16 protein-coding genes are annotated in these 15,659 nt (G+C 33.5%); 15 read left to right on the top strand and 1 reads right to left on the bottom strand.

Annotated elements, in window-relative coordinates; translation table 11 throughout:
* Positions 1–232: 232 nt before the first annotated feature.
* The 15 genes from QWY99_RS21320 (at position 233) to QWY99_RS21250 (ending at position 14,690) form a co-directional block, all read left to right on the top strand.
* A complete protein-coding gene (locus tag QWY99_RS21320; protein WP_290267868.1) occupies positions 233–598 on the top strand; it encodes an NADH-quinone oxidoreductase subunit A in 366 nt (121 codons plus the stop codon).
* Positions 599–726: 128 nt separating this feature from the next.
* Entirely contained in the window at positions 727–1,275 is a 549-nt protein-coding gene (locus tag QWY99_RS21315; RefSeq protein ID WP_230605621.1) for an NADH-quinone oxidoreductase subunit B, read from the top strand.
* A gap of 6 nt (positions 1,276–1,281) precedes the next feature.
* A complete protein-coding gene (locus QWY99_RS21310; protein WP_290267866.1) occupies positions 1,282–1,803 on the top strand; it encodes an NADH-quinone oxidoreductase subunit C in 522 nt (173 codons plus the stop codon).
* Between the two features lie 32 nt (positions 1,804–1,835).
* Positions 1,836–3,074 carry an NADH-quinone oxidoreductase subunit D gene (locus QWY99_RS21305; RefSeq protein ID WP_290267865.1) on the top strand — a complete coding sequence of 413 codons (1,239 nt, stop codon included), beginning with the start codon at positions 1,836–1,838 and terminating at the stop codon, positions 3,072–3,074.
* A 50-nt stretch (positions 3,075–3,124) separates the two neighbouring features.
* Complete coding sequence (locus tag QWY99_RS21300; protein WP_290267864.1) at positions 3,125–3,655, top strand: complex I 24 kDa subunit family protein; 531 nt, start codon at positions 3,125–3,127, stop codon at positions 3,653–3,655.
* 1 nt (position 3,656) lies between these two features.
* Positions 3,657–5,027, top strand: coding sequence for an NADH-quinone oxidoreductase subunit NuoF (nuoF, locus tag QWY99_RS21295; protein ID WP_290267863.1), 1,371 nt, complete (start codon positions 3,657–3,659; stop codon positions 5,025–5,027).
* Positions 5,028–5,111: 84 nt separating this feature from the next.
* Positions 5,112–6,143 carry an NADH-quinone oxidoreductase subunit G gene (locus QWY99_RS21290; RefSeq protein ID WP_290267862.1) on the top strand — a complete coding sequence of 344 codons (1,032 nt, stop codon included), beginning with the start codon at positions 5,112–5,114 and terminating at the stop codon, positions 6,141–6,143.
* A 2-nt stretch (positions 6,144–6,145) separates the two neighbouring features.
* Positions 6,146–7,198: an NADH-quinone oxidoreductase subunit NuoH gene (nuoH, locus tag QWY99_RS21285; protein ID WP_290267860.1), complete on the top strand. Its 1,053-nt coding sequence runs from the start codon at positions 6,146–6,148 to the stop codon at positions 7,196–7,198.
* Positions 7,199–7,360: 162 nt separating this feature from the next.
* On the top strand, positions 7,361–7,906 hold the full coding sequence (locus QWY99_RS21280) for a NuoI/complex I 23 kDa subunit family protein (RefSeq protein WP_290267859.1): 546 nt from the start codon (positions 7,361–7,363) through the stop codon (positions 7,904–7,906).
* Complete coding sequence (locus QWY99_RS21275; protein ID WP_290267857.1) at positions 7,906–8,445, top strand: NADH-quinone oxidoreductase subunit J family protein; 540 nt, start codon at positions 7,906–7,908, stop codon at positions 8,443–8,445. Before QWY99_RS21280 ends, QWY99_RS21275 begins: the two co-directional genes overlap by 1 nt.
* A complete protein-coding gene (gene nuoK, locus QWY99_RS21270) occupies positions 8,445–8,765 on the top strand; it encodes an NADH-quinone oxidoreductase subunit NuoK (protein WP_035618229.1) in 321 nt (106 codons plus the stop codon). The genes QWY99_RS21275 and nuoK overlap by 1 nt, the downstream gene beginning before the upstream one ends.
* Before the next feature lie 6 nt (positions 8,766–8,771).
* Positions 8,772–10,652 (top strand): NADH-quinone oxidoreductase subunit L, encoded by a 1,881-nt coding sequence (nuoL, locus tag QWY99_RS21265; RefSeq protein ID WP_290267854.1) that lies wholly within the window; start codon positions 8,772–8,774, stop codon positions 10,650–10,652.
* Positions 10,653–10,665: 13 nt separating this feature from the next.
* Positions 10,666–12,105 (top strand): complex I subunit 4 family protein, encoded by a 1,440-nt coding sequence (locus QWY99_RS21260; RefSeq protein WP_290267852.1) that lies wholly within the window; start codon positions 10,666–10,668, stop codon positions 12,103–12,105.
* A 139-nt stretch (positions 12,106–12,244) separates the two neighbouring features.
* On the top strand, positions 12,245–13,615 hold the full coding sequence (locus QWY99_RS21255) for an NADH-quinone oxidoreductase subunit N (protein ID WP_290267850.1): 1,371 nt from the start codon (positions 12,245–12,247) through the stop codon (positions 13,613–13,615).
* 298 nt (positions 13,616–13,913) lie between these two features.
* On the top strand, positions 13,914–14,690 hold the full coding sequence (locus QWY99_RS21250; protein WP_290267848.1) for a Bax inhibitor-1/YccA family protein: 777 nt from the start codon (positions 13,914–13,916) through the stop codon (positions 14,688–14,690).
* 58 nt (positions 14,691–14,748) lie between these two features.
* Here the strand turns inward: QWY99_RS21250 and QWY99_RS21245 are convergent, their stop codons facing one another.
* Positions 14,749–15,264 carry a PAS domain-containing protein gene (locus QWY99_RS21245; protein WP_290267846.1) on the bottom strand — a complete coding sequence of 172 codons (516 nt, stop codon included), beginning with the start codon at positions 15,262–15,264 and terminating at the stop codon, positions 14,749–14,751.
* Between the last annotated feature and the right edge of the window lie 395 nt (positions 15,265–15,659).

The following is a 15,659-nucleotide window of genomic DNA, read 5'->3' as shown; positions in this document are numbered from 1 at the left end:
CAATTTATTTTTTTTGCCACCGAATGCTTAAAAGCGTTTCGATTTATTTCGAAACGCTTTTTTTTTGGGGTAATTCTTAAAAAAAATCCTAAAAACCATTTCGTTATTTATAATCAATAAAAATTACCCTATATCTACATTTCAAAACCTACTTAAATCATTTTTTAACTTGTGATTTACATACTTGAGGGCTATCTTTGTGACTTATTTTTAAGCAAAAAATCCTTAAATTATGCATACTGATCAATATAATTATATTCCAATTTTAATGCAGCTTATTTTAGCTGTTGGTTTCGTAGTAGGAACTATCATCATTTCTGGAAAATTAGGTCCAAAAAGAAATTCCACAATTAAAGACAAAAACTTCGAATGCGGTGTTGAATCTATTGGTAATGCTCGTATTCCGTTTTCTGTAAAATATTTCTTAGTTGCTATTTTGTTTGTATTGTTTGACGTTGAGGTAATTTTCCTTTACCCATGGGCAGCAAACTTTAAAGAACTTGGTATTGAGGGAATGTTAAAAATGCTAGTGTTCATGTCGCTTCTTTTGGTAGGTTTTTTCTACATCATCAAGAAGAAAGCACTAGAGTGGGAATAAAAAGAGACTTTAAATTTTAGAATTAAGATTTAAACACCTCAAATTAATACAATTGATTTAAAAAAATTGATTTCAATTTTTACGGTTTCAAAAATCTAAAAACAGAAATCAGAAATCTAAAATAAAAAATGAGCGATTCAAAGATAAACATGGCAGCCCCGCCAGAAGGAGTCACAGGAGAAGGCTTTTTTGCTACAAAACTTAACGATGTTGTAGGTTTAGCAAGAGCCAATTCATTATGGCCTTTACCATTTGCAACTTCTTGTTGTGGTATCGAATTCATGGCTACAATGGCTTCACATTATGACATAGCACGATTTGGTTCTGAACGTGTGAGTTTTTCTCCTCGCCAAGCTGATATGTTATTAGTAATGGGAACAATTTCTAAAAAAATGGGTCCTATTTTACGTGAAGTTTACGAACAAATGGCTGAGCCTCGTTGGGTTATTGCTGTAGGTGCTTGTGCATCGTCTGGGGGTATTTTTGACACGTATTCAGTTCTTCAAGGAATTGATAAAATTATACCAGTAGATGTTTACGTTCCTGGTTGCCCACCTAGACCAGAACAAATCCTTGATGGCGTACTAAAATTACAAGAATTAGTAAAGAGCGAGTCTGTAAGAAGACGTAGTTCTCCTGAATACCAAGAATTATTGGCTTCATATAACATTCAATAAATAAAAATGGCTTTAGAGACAATAGAAATTCAAGATAAATTAATTGAAACATTTGGAGAAGATGTATTCAATTTCAATCAAGATAGAGACATTTTTTCATTAGAAGTTGCTTCTGATAAAATAACAGCTGTAATTCTTTTTTTGAAAAACGATCCAATATTGCGTTTTCAATTTTTAACTGATTTATGCGGTGTACACTACCCAGACAATCCTGTTGACAGCCAATTTGCAATAGTATATCACTTGCACAACTGGTATGAAAACAAAAGAATTAAATTAAAAGTTTTTATCAATGGCGAAAAACCAGAGATAAAAACAATATCTAATATCTTCTTAAGTTCAAACTGGATGGAAAGAGAAACCTATGATTTTTACGGTGTAAACTTCATTGGACATCCACAATTGAAACGTATTTTAAATATGGATGAGATGATATCATTTCCGATGCGTAAAGAATTCCCTATGGAAGACAGCGGAAGAACAGATAAAGACGATAGGTTCTTTGGAAGAACAATCACAAATTGCTAAGACAAAATCATATAATTTTTCACATTAAATAAATGTCAGAACTATTATTATCCCCAGAGCATCGCTATGCTAAAATAATTGAACAGAAACTAAACGACGATGGTAGTGAACTTTCTGTTCTGAATCTTGGACCAACACACCCAGCTACACACGGTATTTTTCAAAATGTCTTGTTGATGGACGGTGAGAAAATTATCGATGCTGAGCCAACTATTGGTTACATCCACAGAGCTTTCGAAAAAATTGCCGAAAATCGTCCGTTTTATCAAATTACACCTCTTACAGACCGAATGAACTATTGCTCCTCTCCTATCAACAATATGGGATGGTGGATGACTCTAGAAAAGCTTTTGGATATTGAAGTACCTAAACGTGTTCAATACTTAAGAGTTATCGTTATGGAATTGGCTAGAATCACAGATCATATTATCTGTAATTCAATTCTAGGTGTAGATACAGGTGCCTACACAGGTTTCCTTTATGTATTTCAATTTAGAGAAAAAGTATACGAAATTTACGAAGAAATTTGTGGTGCTCGTTTAACTACAAACATGGGACGTATTGGTGGTTTTGAAAGAGACTGGTCTGCAGAAGCTTTCAGAAAACTAGATGTCTTTTTAGAAGAATTTCCGGTTGCTTGGAAAGAATTCGAAAACTTATTTGAAAGAAACAGAATTTTCATTGACAGAACTGTAAATGTTGGAGCTATATCTGCTGAGCAAGCAATGGCTTACGGTTTTACCGGACCAAATTTACGTGCTGCAGGTGTTGATTATGATGTGCGTGTTGCACAGCCATACTCTTCATACGAAGATTTTGATTTTATAGTTCCTGTTGGAAAATCAGGAGATACTTACGATCGTTTTTGCGTTCGTAATGCTGAAGTTTGGGAAAGTTTAAGCATCATCCGTCAAGCATTAGAAAAAATGCCAGAAGGAAATGTGTACCATGCCGAAGTTCCAGATTACTACCTTCCTCCAAAAGAAGATGTATACACCAACATGGAATCACTAATATATCACTTTAAGATTGTTATGGGAGAAGTTCCTGTACCAGTTGCAGAAATATACCATCCTGTTGAAGGTGGAAATGGTGAATTAGGTTTTTACCTAGTAACCGACGGAAGTAGGACTCCATACAGATTACACTTCAGAAGACCTTGTTTTATATATTACCAAGCGTTTCCTGAAATGATTAAAGGAGCAATGCTATCAGATGCCATTGTAATATTATCAAGTTTAAATGTTATCGCTGGAGAGTTAGATGCTTAAAAGATTTCAGATTGTAGAATAACGATTTTTGATTTCAGATTTAAAATAAAATGGAAAGAACACATTACAAACAAGAAATAAATATGACCGAAGCATTGATGAACCGCATCAATGAACTAATCAGTCATTATCCTGAAGACAAAAGAAAATCGGCTTTATTGCCTGTTTTACACGAAGTACAAGATGCCCATGAAAATTGGTTGAGTATTGAACTTCAGGACAAGGTTGCCGAAATCTTACATATAAAACCAATTGAGGTTTATGAGGTAGTAACTTTTTACACCATGTACAACCAAAAACCAATGGGTAAATACATGTTTGAATTTTGCCAAACTTCTTGTTGTTGTTTGAGTGGTGCCGAAAATTTAATGGATTATACATCTGAGAAATTGGGTATCAAAATGGGAGAAACAACTCCTGACGGTATGTTCAGTATTGCTGGTGTAGAATGTCTAGGTGCTTGTGGATACGCTCCAATGATGCAATTAGGTGATTTCTACAAAGAAAAACTTACCGAAGAAAAAATCGATCAGTTAATCGCTGATTGTAAAAATGATAAAATAATATTACACGATAAATAATATGTCACAAAAAATATTATTAGATAAAATCAATATTCCTGGTATTAAAACCTACGAAGTGTACCGCAAGAATGGTGGTTATGCATCTGTAGAAAAAGCAATTAAAACGCTTACACCAGACGAAGTTGTTGAAGAGGTAAAGAAATCAGGCCTTCGTGGTCGTGGTGGAGCAGGTTTCCCAGCGGGAATGAAATGGAGTTTTATTGATAAAAAATCAGGAAAACCAAGACATTTAGTTTGCAATGCCGACGAATCTGAGCCAGGTACTTTTAAAGATCGTTATTTGATGGAATTTATTCCTCACTTATTGATTGAAGGAATGATTACTTCAAGTTTTGCCTTAGGTGCTAACCTATCATATATCTATATTCGTGGAGAATATATGTGGGTTTTCAAAATATTAGAAAGAGCCATTGCCGAAGCGAAAGCTGCTGGATTTTTGGGGAAAAATATACTTGGATCAGGATATGATCTAGAACTACACGTACACTGTGGAGCTGGTGCTTATATTTGTGGAGAAGAAACTGCACTTATAGAATCATTAGAAGGAAAAAGAGGAAATCCGCGTATCAAACCGCCATTCCCTGCTGTTTCTGGTCTTTGGGCAAATCCAACAGTTGTAAACAATGTTGAAACTATTGCTACTGTGCCATGGATTATCAACAACTCTGGTGATGATTATGCCAAAATCGGTATCGGTCGTTCTACTGGAACTAAATTAATCTCAGCTTCTGGACACGTTAAAAATCCTGGAGTTTATGAAATTGAACTAGGTTTAAGTGTTGACGAATTCATGAATTCTGATGAATACTTAGGCGGAATGTCTTCTAGCAGACCTTTGAAAGCGTTTGTTCCTGGAGGTTCTTCTGTGCCAATTTTACCAGCTGAATTGATTTTCAAAACTGCAAATGGTGAAGATCGTTTAATGTCTTACGAATCTTTAAGTGATGGTGGTTTTGCTACTGGATCTATGTTGGGTTCTGGAGGGTTTATCGTTTATAACGACACTGCATGTATTGTAAGAAACACATGGAATTTTGCCCGTTTCTACCACCATGAATCTTGTGGACAATGTACTCCTTGTCGTGAAGGTACAGGATGGTTAGAAAAAATATTATGGAGAATCGAGAACGGTCAAGGCCGTGAAGAGGATATCGAATTATTATGGAGCATTCAGAGTAAAATCGAAGGAAATACGATTTGCCCACTTGGAGATGCAGCATCTTGGCCAGTAGCAGCAGCTATTCGTCACTTTAGAGATGAATTTGAATACCACGTTCGTTTTCCAGAAAAAATAAAAAACAGAGAGCATTTTGTTGCCGAACCTTTTTCACAAGTGAAACACTTAGTAGGCGGTAAAGTAATAATATAAAAAGTTTCAGGTTTCAAGTTTTTTTAGTTTCGAGTTGTACAGCTTGAAATTTTAGACTTGAAACTAAAAAAACAAAATAAAGAGATGAAAGTAACCATAGACGGTCAAAGTATAGACGTAGAGCCAGGAACAACAATCCTACAGGCTGCACGTATGATTGGTGGAGATTTAGTACCGCCAGCCATGTGCTATTACTCAAAATTAAAAGGGAGCGGTGGAAAATGCCGTTGTTGTTTAGTTGAAGTAGCTAAAGGTAGTGAAGCTGATCCAAGACCAATGCCAAAACTAATGGCATCTTGTGTAACAGGATGTATGGATGGTATGGAAGTAAACAGTAAATCTTCTGATAGAGTAACTGAAGCACGTAAATCAGTAACAGAATTTTTATTGATTAATCACCCTTTAGATTGCCCTATTTGTGATCAAGCTGGTGAATGTGACTTACAGAACTTAAGCTTCGAACACGGAAATCCAAAATCCCGTTTTATTGAAGAGAAAAGAACTTTTGAGCCAGAAGATATCGGTCCGCATATTCAATTACACATGAACCGTTGTATCTTATGCCAAAGATGTGTTCAAGTTGCAGATCAATTAACAGACAATAGAGTTCACGGTGTATTAGATCGTGGAGATCACGCTAATATTTCGACTGGTATCTCTAAAGCAATCGATAATGAGTTTTCTGGAAATATGATTGATGTATGTCCAGTTGGAGCTTTAACAGATAAAACATTCCGATTTAAATCAAGAGTTTGGTTTAACAAGCCTTTCAATGCGCACAGAGAGTGTACTACTCCTGGATGTTGTGGAAAAACTACCGTTTGGATGTTTGGTGGCGAAATACAACGTGTTACGGGTCGTAAAGACATTTACCATGAAGTTGAAGAGTTTATTTGTAACAGTTGTCGTTTTGACCACAAAAACGTTGCAGATTGGACTATTGAAGGACCAAGAGAATTTGAAAAAGATTCTGTTATCAATCAAAACAACTACACTCGTAAATTAGAAAAAGTAGAAATTGCTACTGAAGATATTATTCTTTTAGGTAGAGAGCAAGACCGTAAAAAAATTAGTATGGCACAAATTCCATTAACCAATAACGACAAAATATCTTAGAAATGGATAGTACATTTATTATAGAAAAAAGTGTTGTAATTCTTGTGGTATTTGCTGTAACCATGCTTATGGCGATGTATTCTACTTGGGCTGAACGTAAAGTTGCTGCTTATTTACAAGACCGTGTTGGACCTAACCGTGCAGGTTGGGGTGGATTATTACAACCGCTTGCTGATGGTATGAAATTATTCTCTAAAGAAGAATTTTTCCCGAATACTCCAAATAAATTTTTATTTGTTGTAGGTCCAGCAATAGCAATGAGTACTGCTTTAATGACAAGTGCTGTTATTCCTTGGGGAGACAAATTACACTTGTTCGGAAGAGATATTTTATTACAAGCTACTGATATTAACATTGGTTTATTATACTTCTTCGGGGTTGTTTCTGTTGGAGTTTATGGAATCATGATTGGTGGATGGGCATCTAACAGTAAATTCTCTTTGATGGGAGCTGTTCGTGCTGCTTCGCAAATGGTTTCGTATGAAGTTGCAATGGGATTGTCTATGATCGCATTGTTAATGATGACTGGAACCTTAAGTTTGAGAGAAATCTCTATGCAACAAGAGGGGATGAACTGGAACGTTTTTTACCAACCTTTATCTTTCTTAATTTTCCTTATCTGTTCTTTTGCTGAAACTAACAGAACTCCTTTTGATTTAGCGGAATGTGAAAACGAATTAATTGGTGGATACCACATGGAATATTCGTCGATGAAAATGGGATTCTATTTGTTTGCTGAATATGCTAACATGTTTATCTCTGCTACTATAATCTCAGTATTGTTCTTTGGAGGATATAACTATCCTGGAATGGAATGGATGGTACAGAATGTAGGAGTTAATCCAGCAAACGTTCTAGGAATGGTTGTTTTATTTGCTAAAATATGCTTTTTCATATTTTTCTATATGTGGGTTCGTTGGACTGTGCCAAGATTCAGATATGACCAATTGATGCATTTAGGATGGAGGATATTAATTCCGCTTGCTATCATCAATATTATGATTACAGGTGTTGTAATATTAAGAGGTGAAATTGCAGCTTATTTAGGGTTTTAATAAACGAAAACACCTAGCCCTGATAGAAGTGAAAATCCTTTAATGTTTTATTTCAAAACAGTAAAGATTGTAACGGATAGCAGGATTAGCTTCAGATAAAAAATAAAAGAAATAAATTTTTGAATTTGGTTTTGGAATCAAAATCGTAAATGATAAATTAAAATGTCAATAGAAACTATATCATTATCGGGTAGAAAAAAGGTAGTCTCAAATAAAGAGATGACTTTTCTTGAGCGATTGTATCTTGTAGCGATTGCTAAAGGGTTGTTCATTACAATCAAACATCTTTTCAAACGTAAACCGACAATTCATTACCCAGAACAAGTTCGTGAGCGTAGTGATGTTTACCGTGGACAGCACATGCTAAAACGTGATGAGCAAGGTCGTGAAAACTGTACTGCTTGTGGATTATGTGCTTTATCTTGTCCTGCAGAAGCTATCACTATGAAAGCGGAAGAGCGCAAACCAGATGAAAAACATTTGTACAGAGAAGAAAAATATGCTTCGATATATGAAATTAATATGTTGCGTTGTATTTTCTGTGGATTGTGTGAAGAGGCTTGTCCTAAAGATGCAATTTACCTAACTACTTCTAAAGTATTGGTTCCTTCTAGCTACAACAGAGAAGATTTTATTTTTGGAAAAGACAAATTAGTGATGCCACTAGAAATGGCTATGAAAAACGCTCAACTTAAAAACGCTAATTAATGATACATATACCTGATTTTGCTAATGCAAATGCAATACAAATTACTTTTTGTATTTTAGCTTTCATTACAGTGATTACCGCATTCTTAACTGTTTTTAGTCGTACTCCTATTCATAGTGCTATTTATTTAGTGATTTGCTTTTTTTCGATTGCGGGTCATTACTTATTATTAAATGCTCAGTTTCTAGCAATAGTTCACATTATAGTCTATTCTGGAGCCATAATGATCTTGTTCCTGTTTACGATAATGTTGATGAACCTGAACGAGAAAAACGAAGTACACAAACCTAGAATTACGCGTCTAGGAGCAATTGTTTCTTTCTGTTTAATTTGTGTTGTATTAATTGCAATATTTATTAACTCAAAACCAATTGTTGGAGAATACGATTCGACTGGAGAAGATTTCCAATCGATAAAAGTATTGGGTAAAATACTATTGAACGAATATATGGTTCCATTTGAATTTGCTTCTATTTTACTTTTAGTTGCCATGATTGGAGCGGTGTTATTGTCTAAAAAAGAAAAAATCGAAAAATAATGAATAATATTTTAAATCAAATAGGTATCGAAAACTACATATTTTTAAGTGTAGTCCTTTTTTGTGTAGGTATATTTGGTGTTTTATACAGACGTAATGCGATTATCGTTTTTATGTCTATTGAAATCATGCTTAATGCAGTAAACTTATTATTTGTTGCTTTCTCTACGTATCACCAAGATGCACAAGGACAAGTATTCGTATTTTTCTCGATGGCAGTTGCTGCTGCTGAAGTAGCAGTTGGATTGGCAATTTTAGTATCGATATTTAGAAACATACATTCAATTAGTATCGATAATTTAAAAAATTTAAAAGGATAAATGGCAATGGATACCAATTTAGCTTTAGTTTTAGTATTAGCTCCTTTTTTAGGATTTTTAATCAATGTTTTCTTTGGAAAAAGTTTTGGAAAGACAGTTTCTGGCGCTATAGGAACACTTTCTGTAGTGGTTTCATTTGCTGTTTCTATTTATTTTTTCCTTCAAATAAATCAAACTCAACAACCTATTAGCATTAGTTTATTTGACTGGATTCAGATAAGCAACTTTCATGTTGATTTAGGTTTCTTATTAGATCAACTGTCATTACTTTGGTTACTATTTGTAACTGGTATTGGTTCTTTGATTCACTTATACTCTATCAGCTATATGCATGATGATGAGAAAATGCACCAGTTTTTTGCTTACTTAAACCTGTTTGTATTTTTCATGATTACGCTAGTTGTTGGAAGTAACTTATTAGTATTATTCATTGGTTGGGAAGGTGTAGGACTTTGTTCTTACTTACTAATTGGATTCTGGTATAAAAACCAAGACTACAATGATGCTGCTAAAAAGGCTTTTATCATGAACAGAATTGGAGATTTAGGATTACTTGTTGGTATTTTCATCATCGGTACTATGTTCTCTACTTTGGATTATGCAACTTTAAAAACGGCTATTGCTAGTGCAACTGATTTAAATATCTATATGCTATCTGCAGCTGCTTTTTGTTTGTTCATTGGTGCTTGTGGTAAATCAGCTCAAATTCCTTTATACACATGGTTGCCTGATGCGATGGCTGGACCAACTCCAGTTTCGGCATTAATTCACGCTGCTACAATGGTAACTGCTGGTATCTTCATGATTACTAGATTAAACTTTGTATTTGATTTAACTCCAGACGTTCAAAGCGTAATTGCTATTATTGGAGCAATAACTTCATTAGTTGCTGCAACAATTGGTTTGGTTCAAAATGATATTAAAAAAGTATTGGCTTACTCTACTGTTTCGCAATTAGGATTAATGTTTTTAGCATTAGGATTAGGTGCTTACGAAGTAGCTGTTTTTCACGTAATAACTCACGCTTTCTTTAAAGCTTGTTTATTCTTGGGTTCAGGTTCTGTAATTCACGCTTTACATGGTGAACAAGACATGCGCAAAATGGGTGGATTGCGTAAAGCAATGCCAATTACTTTTATAACAATGCTTGTTTCTTCATTGGCAATATCGGGAGTTCCATTATTTTCTGGATTCTTCTCGAAAGACGAAATATTATTGACTGCATTTCATCATAACATTCCGCTTTATGTCGTTGCATCTGTTGCTTCGATCATGACTGCTTTTTATATGTTTAGATTGATGTTCTTAACTTTCTTTGAAGATTTTAGAGGAACGGAACACCAAAAAAGTCATTTACATGAAAGTCCAGCTTTAATTACTTTTCCATTAATCATTTTAGCAATCCTAGCTACTTTTGGCGGATTGATTAGTTTACCTGGAAATAGCTGGTTGAATGGGTACCTAGCACCACTTTTTACAAAAGTAGCTGGCGAAGCACATCATTTAGGAACTACAGAATACACTTTAATGGGTGTTGCTGTTCTTGGTGGATTAATAGGTATTTTTATTGCTTACTTAAAATACATCAAACAAAACAATGTTCCTGGTGAAGATGAGTCTATAACAGGTGTTACAAAAGTACTATACAACAAATATTATGTTGATGAATTATACGACTTTCTATTTGTACGCTCTATAAATGGATTATCAAAATTCTTTAGAGACAATGTTGAAACAAGTCTTTCTGCACTTGTTTTCGGATTAGGAAAAGTAACCAACGAGATAAGTTATCAAGGTAGAAGATTGCAAAATGGAAGTATCGGATTGTATTTATTCGCTTTTGTTTTGGGTATGTGTGCCATTATTTCTTATATATTTTTAGCTTAATAATTTAATAACTATGAACGTTTCTCTTATATTAATTATACTTTTAATTGGTGCTTTTGTCACTTATTTTGTGGGTGATAAACTAGCTTCAAAAGTAGCCTTGTTCTTTAGCTTGGCAGCTTTAGGTTGTTCGATTGTATTATTAAATCATTATAATCTTGGCGAAAGCATTAGCTTCATGACCCAATGGATTAATCAGCCAAAAATTTCATTTGTATTAAATGCTGATGGATTGGCAATTGCAATGTTATTACTAACAACTGCTCTAACGCCAATAATCATTTTCTCTTCATTTGGTAATTCATATCCAAATGCAAAAGGATTCTATGCCTTAATCTTATTCATGGCATTTGCAATGGTAGGTACTTTCCTTGCTGCAGATGGTTTGTTGTATTATATCTTCTGGGAATTATCTTTAATCCCTATTTACTTTATCGCATTAATTTGGGGTAATGGTGATACTGAAGAACGCAGAAAAGCAGTGGTTAAATTCTTTATCTACACTCTTGCTGGTTCATTATTTATGCTTGTAGCATTTGTTTACATGTACACAAAAGCAGGTAGCTTCTTATTGACTGATTTATACGAATTAGATTTGACTGCTACAGAACAATTTTGGATATTCTTGGCTTTCTTCTTAGCGTATGCTATTAAAATTCCTCTTATACCTTTCCATACTTGGCAAGCAAGTGTATACCAAAAAGCACCTACTGCAGGAACTATGCTTTTATCTGGTATCATGCTAAAAATGGGACTTTACAGTATCATTCGTTGGCAGTTGCCAATAGCTCCACTTCCTGCTAAAGAATACATGTCTGTATTTATTGGATTAGGTATAGCTGGTGTTATTTATGGTTCTATTGTCGCTTTGAGACAAAAAGACTTAAAAAAATTACTTGCATATTCTTCATTAGCTCACGTTGGGTTAATTGCAGCTGGTACTTATACACTAACTGCTGATGGTTTAAGCGGATCTGTTTTACAAATGATCGCTCACGGTTTTGTTGTAGTTGGTTTATTCTTAGCTGCCGAAATTATCTTTAGAAGATACGAAACTAGAGCTATTGCAGAATTGGGCGGAATCCGTTACCAATCTCCAAAGTTCACTTCAATGTTCTTAATTTTGGTATTGGCTTCAGTTTCATTACCATCTACTTTTAACTTTGTTGGAGAATTCACCGTTTTATATAGCCTTTCTCAAATAAACATTTGGTTTGCCGTTTTAGGTGGAACTACGATTATTTTAGGAGCTTACTATATGCTTAAAATGTTCCAAAATGTAATGTTAGGTGAAACAAACACTAAACCATTTGCGGATGTAACTATCAACGAAGGAATTTCACTTGTAGCTATTATTGCTGTTTTATTGTTCTTTGGATTATATCCAAAACCAATTACAGATTTAATTTCTCCAAGTTTAGAAGTCATTTTAAAAGTTATAAATAGAAATTAAGACATTAGTATTATCCTTTTTATTACGGACTCAATCTGTGATAAGAAAAGTTAAGCGACTAAAGAATAAATAACATATTTTTAAATAAAATAAATTAGGGCATCATTAGTTTTTGATTTCCTATATCAAAAAAACAAAAATGAATACATTAATAGCTATCATAGGATTGGGTGTTTTTTGCCTACTGTTTGAAATTCTTAATTTAAGAAAAGCCATTATTCCAGTAACAATAGTTGGCTTATTAGGCGTTTTGGCAATAAACTATTCAGAATTTGGTTTAACTGAGAGTTACTACAATAACATGATTGCGGTGAGTAAATACTCTACGTCGTTCTCTTCTTTGTTTATTGTATTAACTATTTTCTTAGTGGCTTTGAGTCATGATTTCTACCAAGATCACCAAACGAAGATATCTGATTTTGTATCTATAAAAATATTCTTATTGGCAGGAGCTGTAGCAATGGTTTCTTTTGGAAACTTAGCAATGTTCTTTTTAGGAATTGAAGTATTATCTATTGCACTATACGTTTTAGCTGCAAGTGACAGAATGAAATTAAAAAGTAATGAAGCTGGAATGAAATATTTCCTAATGGGTTCATTTGCATCTGGGATTATCTTATTCGGAATCTGTTTGATTTACGGAGCTATGGGAAGTTTTGATGTAGTTGAAATTAGTGAATTATCTCAATCTGCTGAATTGCCTATTTGGTTTCCAATTGGTATTGTTCTACTAACTGTTGGTATGTTGTTTAAAGTTGCAGCTGTTCCTTTTCACTTTTGGGCACCAGACGTTTATGAAGGTTCTCCTGCATTAACAACTGCTTTAATGAGTACTTTGGCAAAAGTGGTTGCTATTGCTACTTTATACAAATTACTAACAATACTAAATGCAGAACTTTCTGAAAGTTATGTTATCGTAATTGTAATCGTTTCTATGTTATCTATGACTGTTGGTAATATCATGGCTTTACGTCAAGTAAACGTAAAACGTATGCTTGCTTATTCAGGTATTTCGCATGCTGGTTTCATGTTAATGACTTTATTAACTTTAGCAACTTCTGCAGGAACTCTTTTATATTACACTACTGCCTATGCATTAGCTGGTATCGCAGCATTTAGCGTTATCTTATATGTTTGCAAAAACAGAGACAACGAAGACATCACTAATTTTCATGGTTTAGGAAAAACAAATCCTTTATTAGCAGCTATCCTTACAGCTTCACTTTTATCTATGGCTGGTATTCCAATTTTTGCAGGATTCTTTGCTAAGTTATTCTTGTTCAATCAAGCATTACAAGCAGGTTACTTAGCATTAGTTATTGTTGCTGTTGTAAACTCAATCATAAGTGTTGGCTATTATTTCAAATTAATATTAGCAATGTACACTAAAGAGCCAAACGAAGTTCGTACTGAAACTCCATTTATTATTTATGCTGTTGCAGTAATTTCTATTGTTTTAAATATCATTATTGGTTTATTCCCTTCTTTAGTATTAGATCTTTTGAACTAAATAATATCATACAAAAATACAAACCATCAAGTTTTAATTTGATGGCTTTTTTGTTTTTCATCAGTTCTGTAAATTCAACAAATAAAAAAAGTACTAAACAGAATAACAAATACGTAATAACAAACAATACACAAACCCATTGAATTCAAAGCACCGTTTATAAAACAAACTTGTTTATCATAGCATTTCATAAAATAAGTTAAAGACTACACAAGTGAACTGTTAAAAAAACCATAGGGAGTAGAACTAGTACAAAAATATGCGCTATATTTGGAAAGTTTTAAAATCAAAATCTAATATGGCTTTCAACTCAAACAACCCGTTTTTAAGTAGTAAACGTTTTTCTCCAACATCTGTTGCCGAAAAAAGTGATACTGTTCATCAGGCAAAAATTATCGATTACGGTAATGAAATGACATTATCTGGTACTATCAATAAAACGCTTATTTTATTCTTATTACTTACAGCAACTGCAATGATTACTTGGTGGATGTCTTTTAACGGAATCAACCCTATGCTTCCAACAATTGGAGGTGCTATCGTTGGATTAATATTAGTTGTTGTTGCAGCATTCAAACCGCAACTTTCTCCTTACCTAGCTCCAGGCTATGCTTTGTTTGAAGGTTTGTTTATAGGTGGAATATCTGCAATTTTTGAGGCAATGTATCCAGGAATTGTAATACAAGCCGTTGGTGCAACATTTGTAACCTTCATGGTTTGTTTAGGCTTGTATAAATACAAAATTGTTAAAGTAACAGAGCAATTCAAATCAGTTGTTATGGCTGCTACTTTGGCAATTGCAACTTATTACCTAATCTCTTGGTTGGTTTCAATGTTTACAAGCTTTACTCCTGTTCATCATGGCAGCTCTATGATGAGTATTGGTATTAGTGTTTTTGTAATTGTTATTGCGGCTTTAAACCTTTTCTTAGATTTTGATAGAATCGAAGAAGGTGTTAAAGAAAGAATGCCAAAATTTATGGAATGGTATGGTGCAATGGGATTAATGATTACACTTGTTTGGTTGTATATCGAATTCTTAAGATTATTATCTAAACTGAATAGTAGAGACTAATCGTTTCAAAATAATTATACAAAAAAGCCTTTTTGAAGATTTCAAAAAGGCTTTTTTATTATGCTGCTTTTTCAAAAGCTATAAAGTGTATCAACTTTCCTTTAGTATCAAAAACTGGAAAACCACATATTGTACATAAATAGGTCTCTCCGTTTTTCTTATAATTCAGAAGGGTTTTTTCAAAAGCTTCTTGAGATTGTATAGCCAATTTAATTTCTTCTTTAACAACAGATGAAGTCTCTCGACCTTGAAACATTTTAGGCGATTTACCCACTACTTCATCCTCTCTGTAACCTGTCATATTAAAAATACGATTAGAAGCAAAAACGATGTTTAATTTCGTGTCTGTGATTACCACAACTTCCTCTTTCAAACGTTCTAAAACATCAAATTCAGAATTATCCCAATTGTAGTGATTTGCAATATGACTCACTTTTTGCCAATCAGAATAATTATTTTTTAGATCATCTATAGACACATTATGAAAGTCCCAAGAAATTATAGGGACAATATTGCTTTTTATATCGCGGTGATATTTTGCAATTGCAGCGTCATATGTATCCAAATTAAACATATTTTAAATTTTATACAAAGATAAATTGAAAATCAATTATAATGATAGTAAAATTCGTGATTTTACGTCAATTTAAGCAATTTAAAAGCTAAACCTAAGGTACAACAAGGATAATTGCTAAACTTCAGTATTAAGATTACTTAATAAGGTTCCTAATATTACCTCACTTGTAAAGCTCCATCTAACGAAAATCCTTTAACGACATAAGTTGATAAATTCTCACTAAAAAATCTATTTTTTTTGATTAGCTCTAATTCTTAAACATTGAAGCTTTGTTGACCTAGCCAAATTCTCAATTTCATTTTTAACTTCATGGCATTGATATTATTAGAATGTAAATCATTAACATTCCCGTTTCAGTAAATAGGTCCAAATCAGGAAGTTCAGAAGTTCAC

Source organism: Flavobacterium branchiarum (assembly GCF_030409845.1).
Classification (GTDB): domain Bacteria; phylum Bacteroidota; class Bacteroidia; order Flavobacteriales; family Flavobacteriaceae; genus Flavobacterium; species Flavobacterium branchiarum.
The sequence above is the reverse complement of the archived record's forward strand: the minus strand, read 5'-3'. Positions and strand labels throughout refer to the sequence as shown.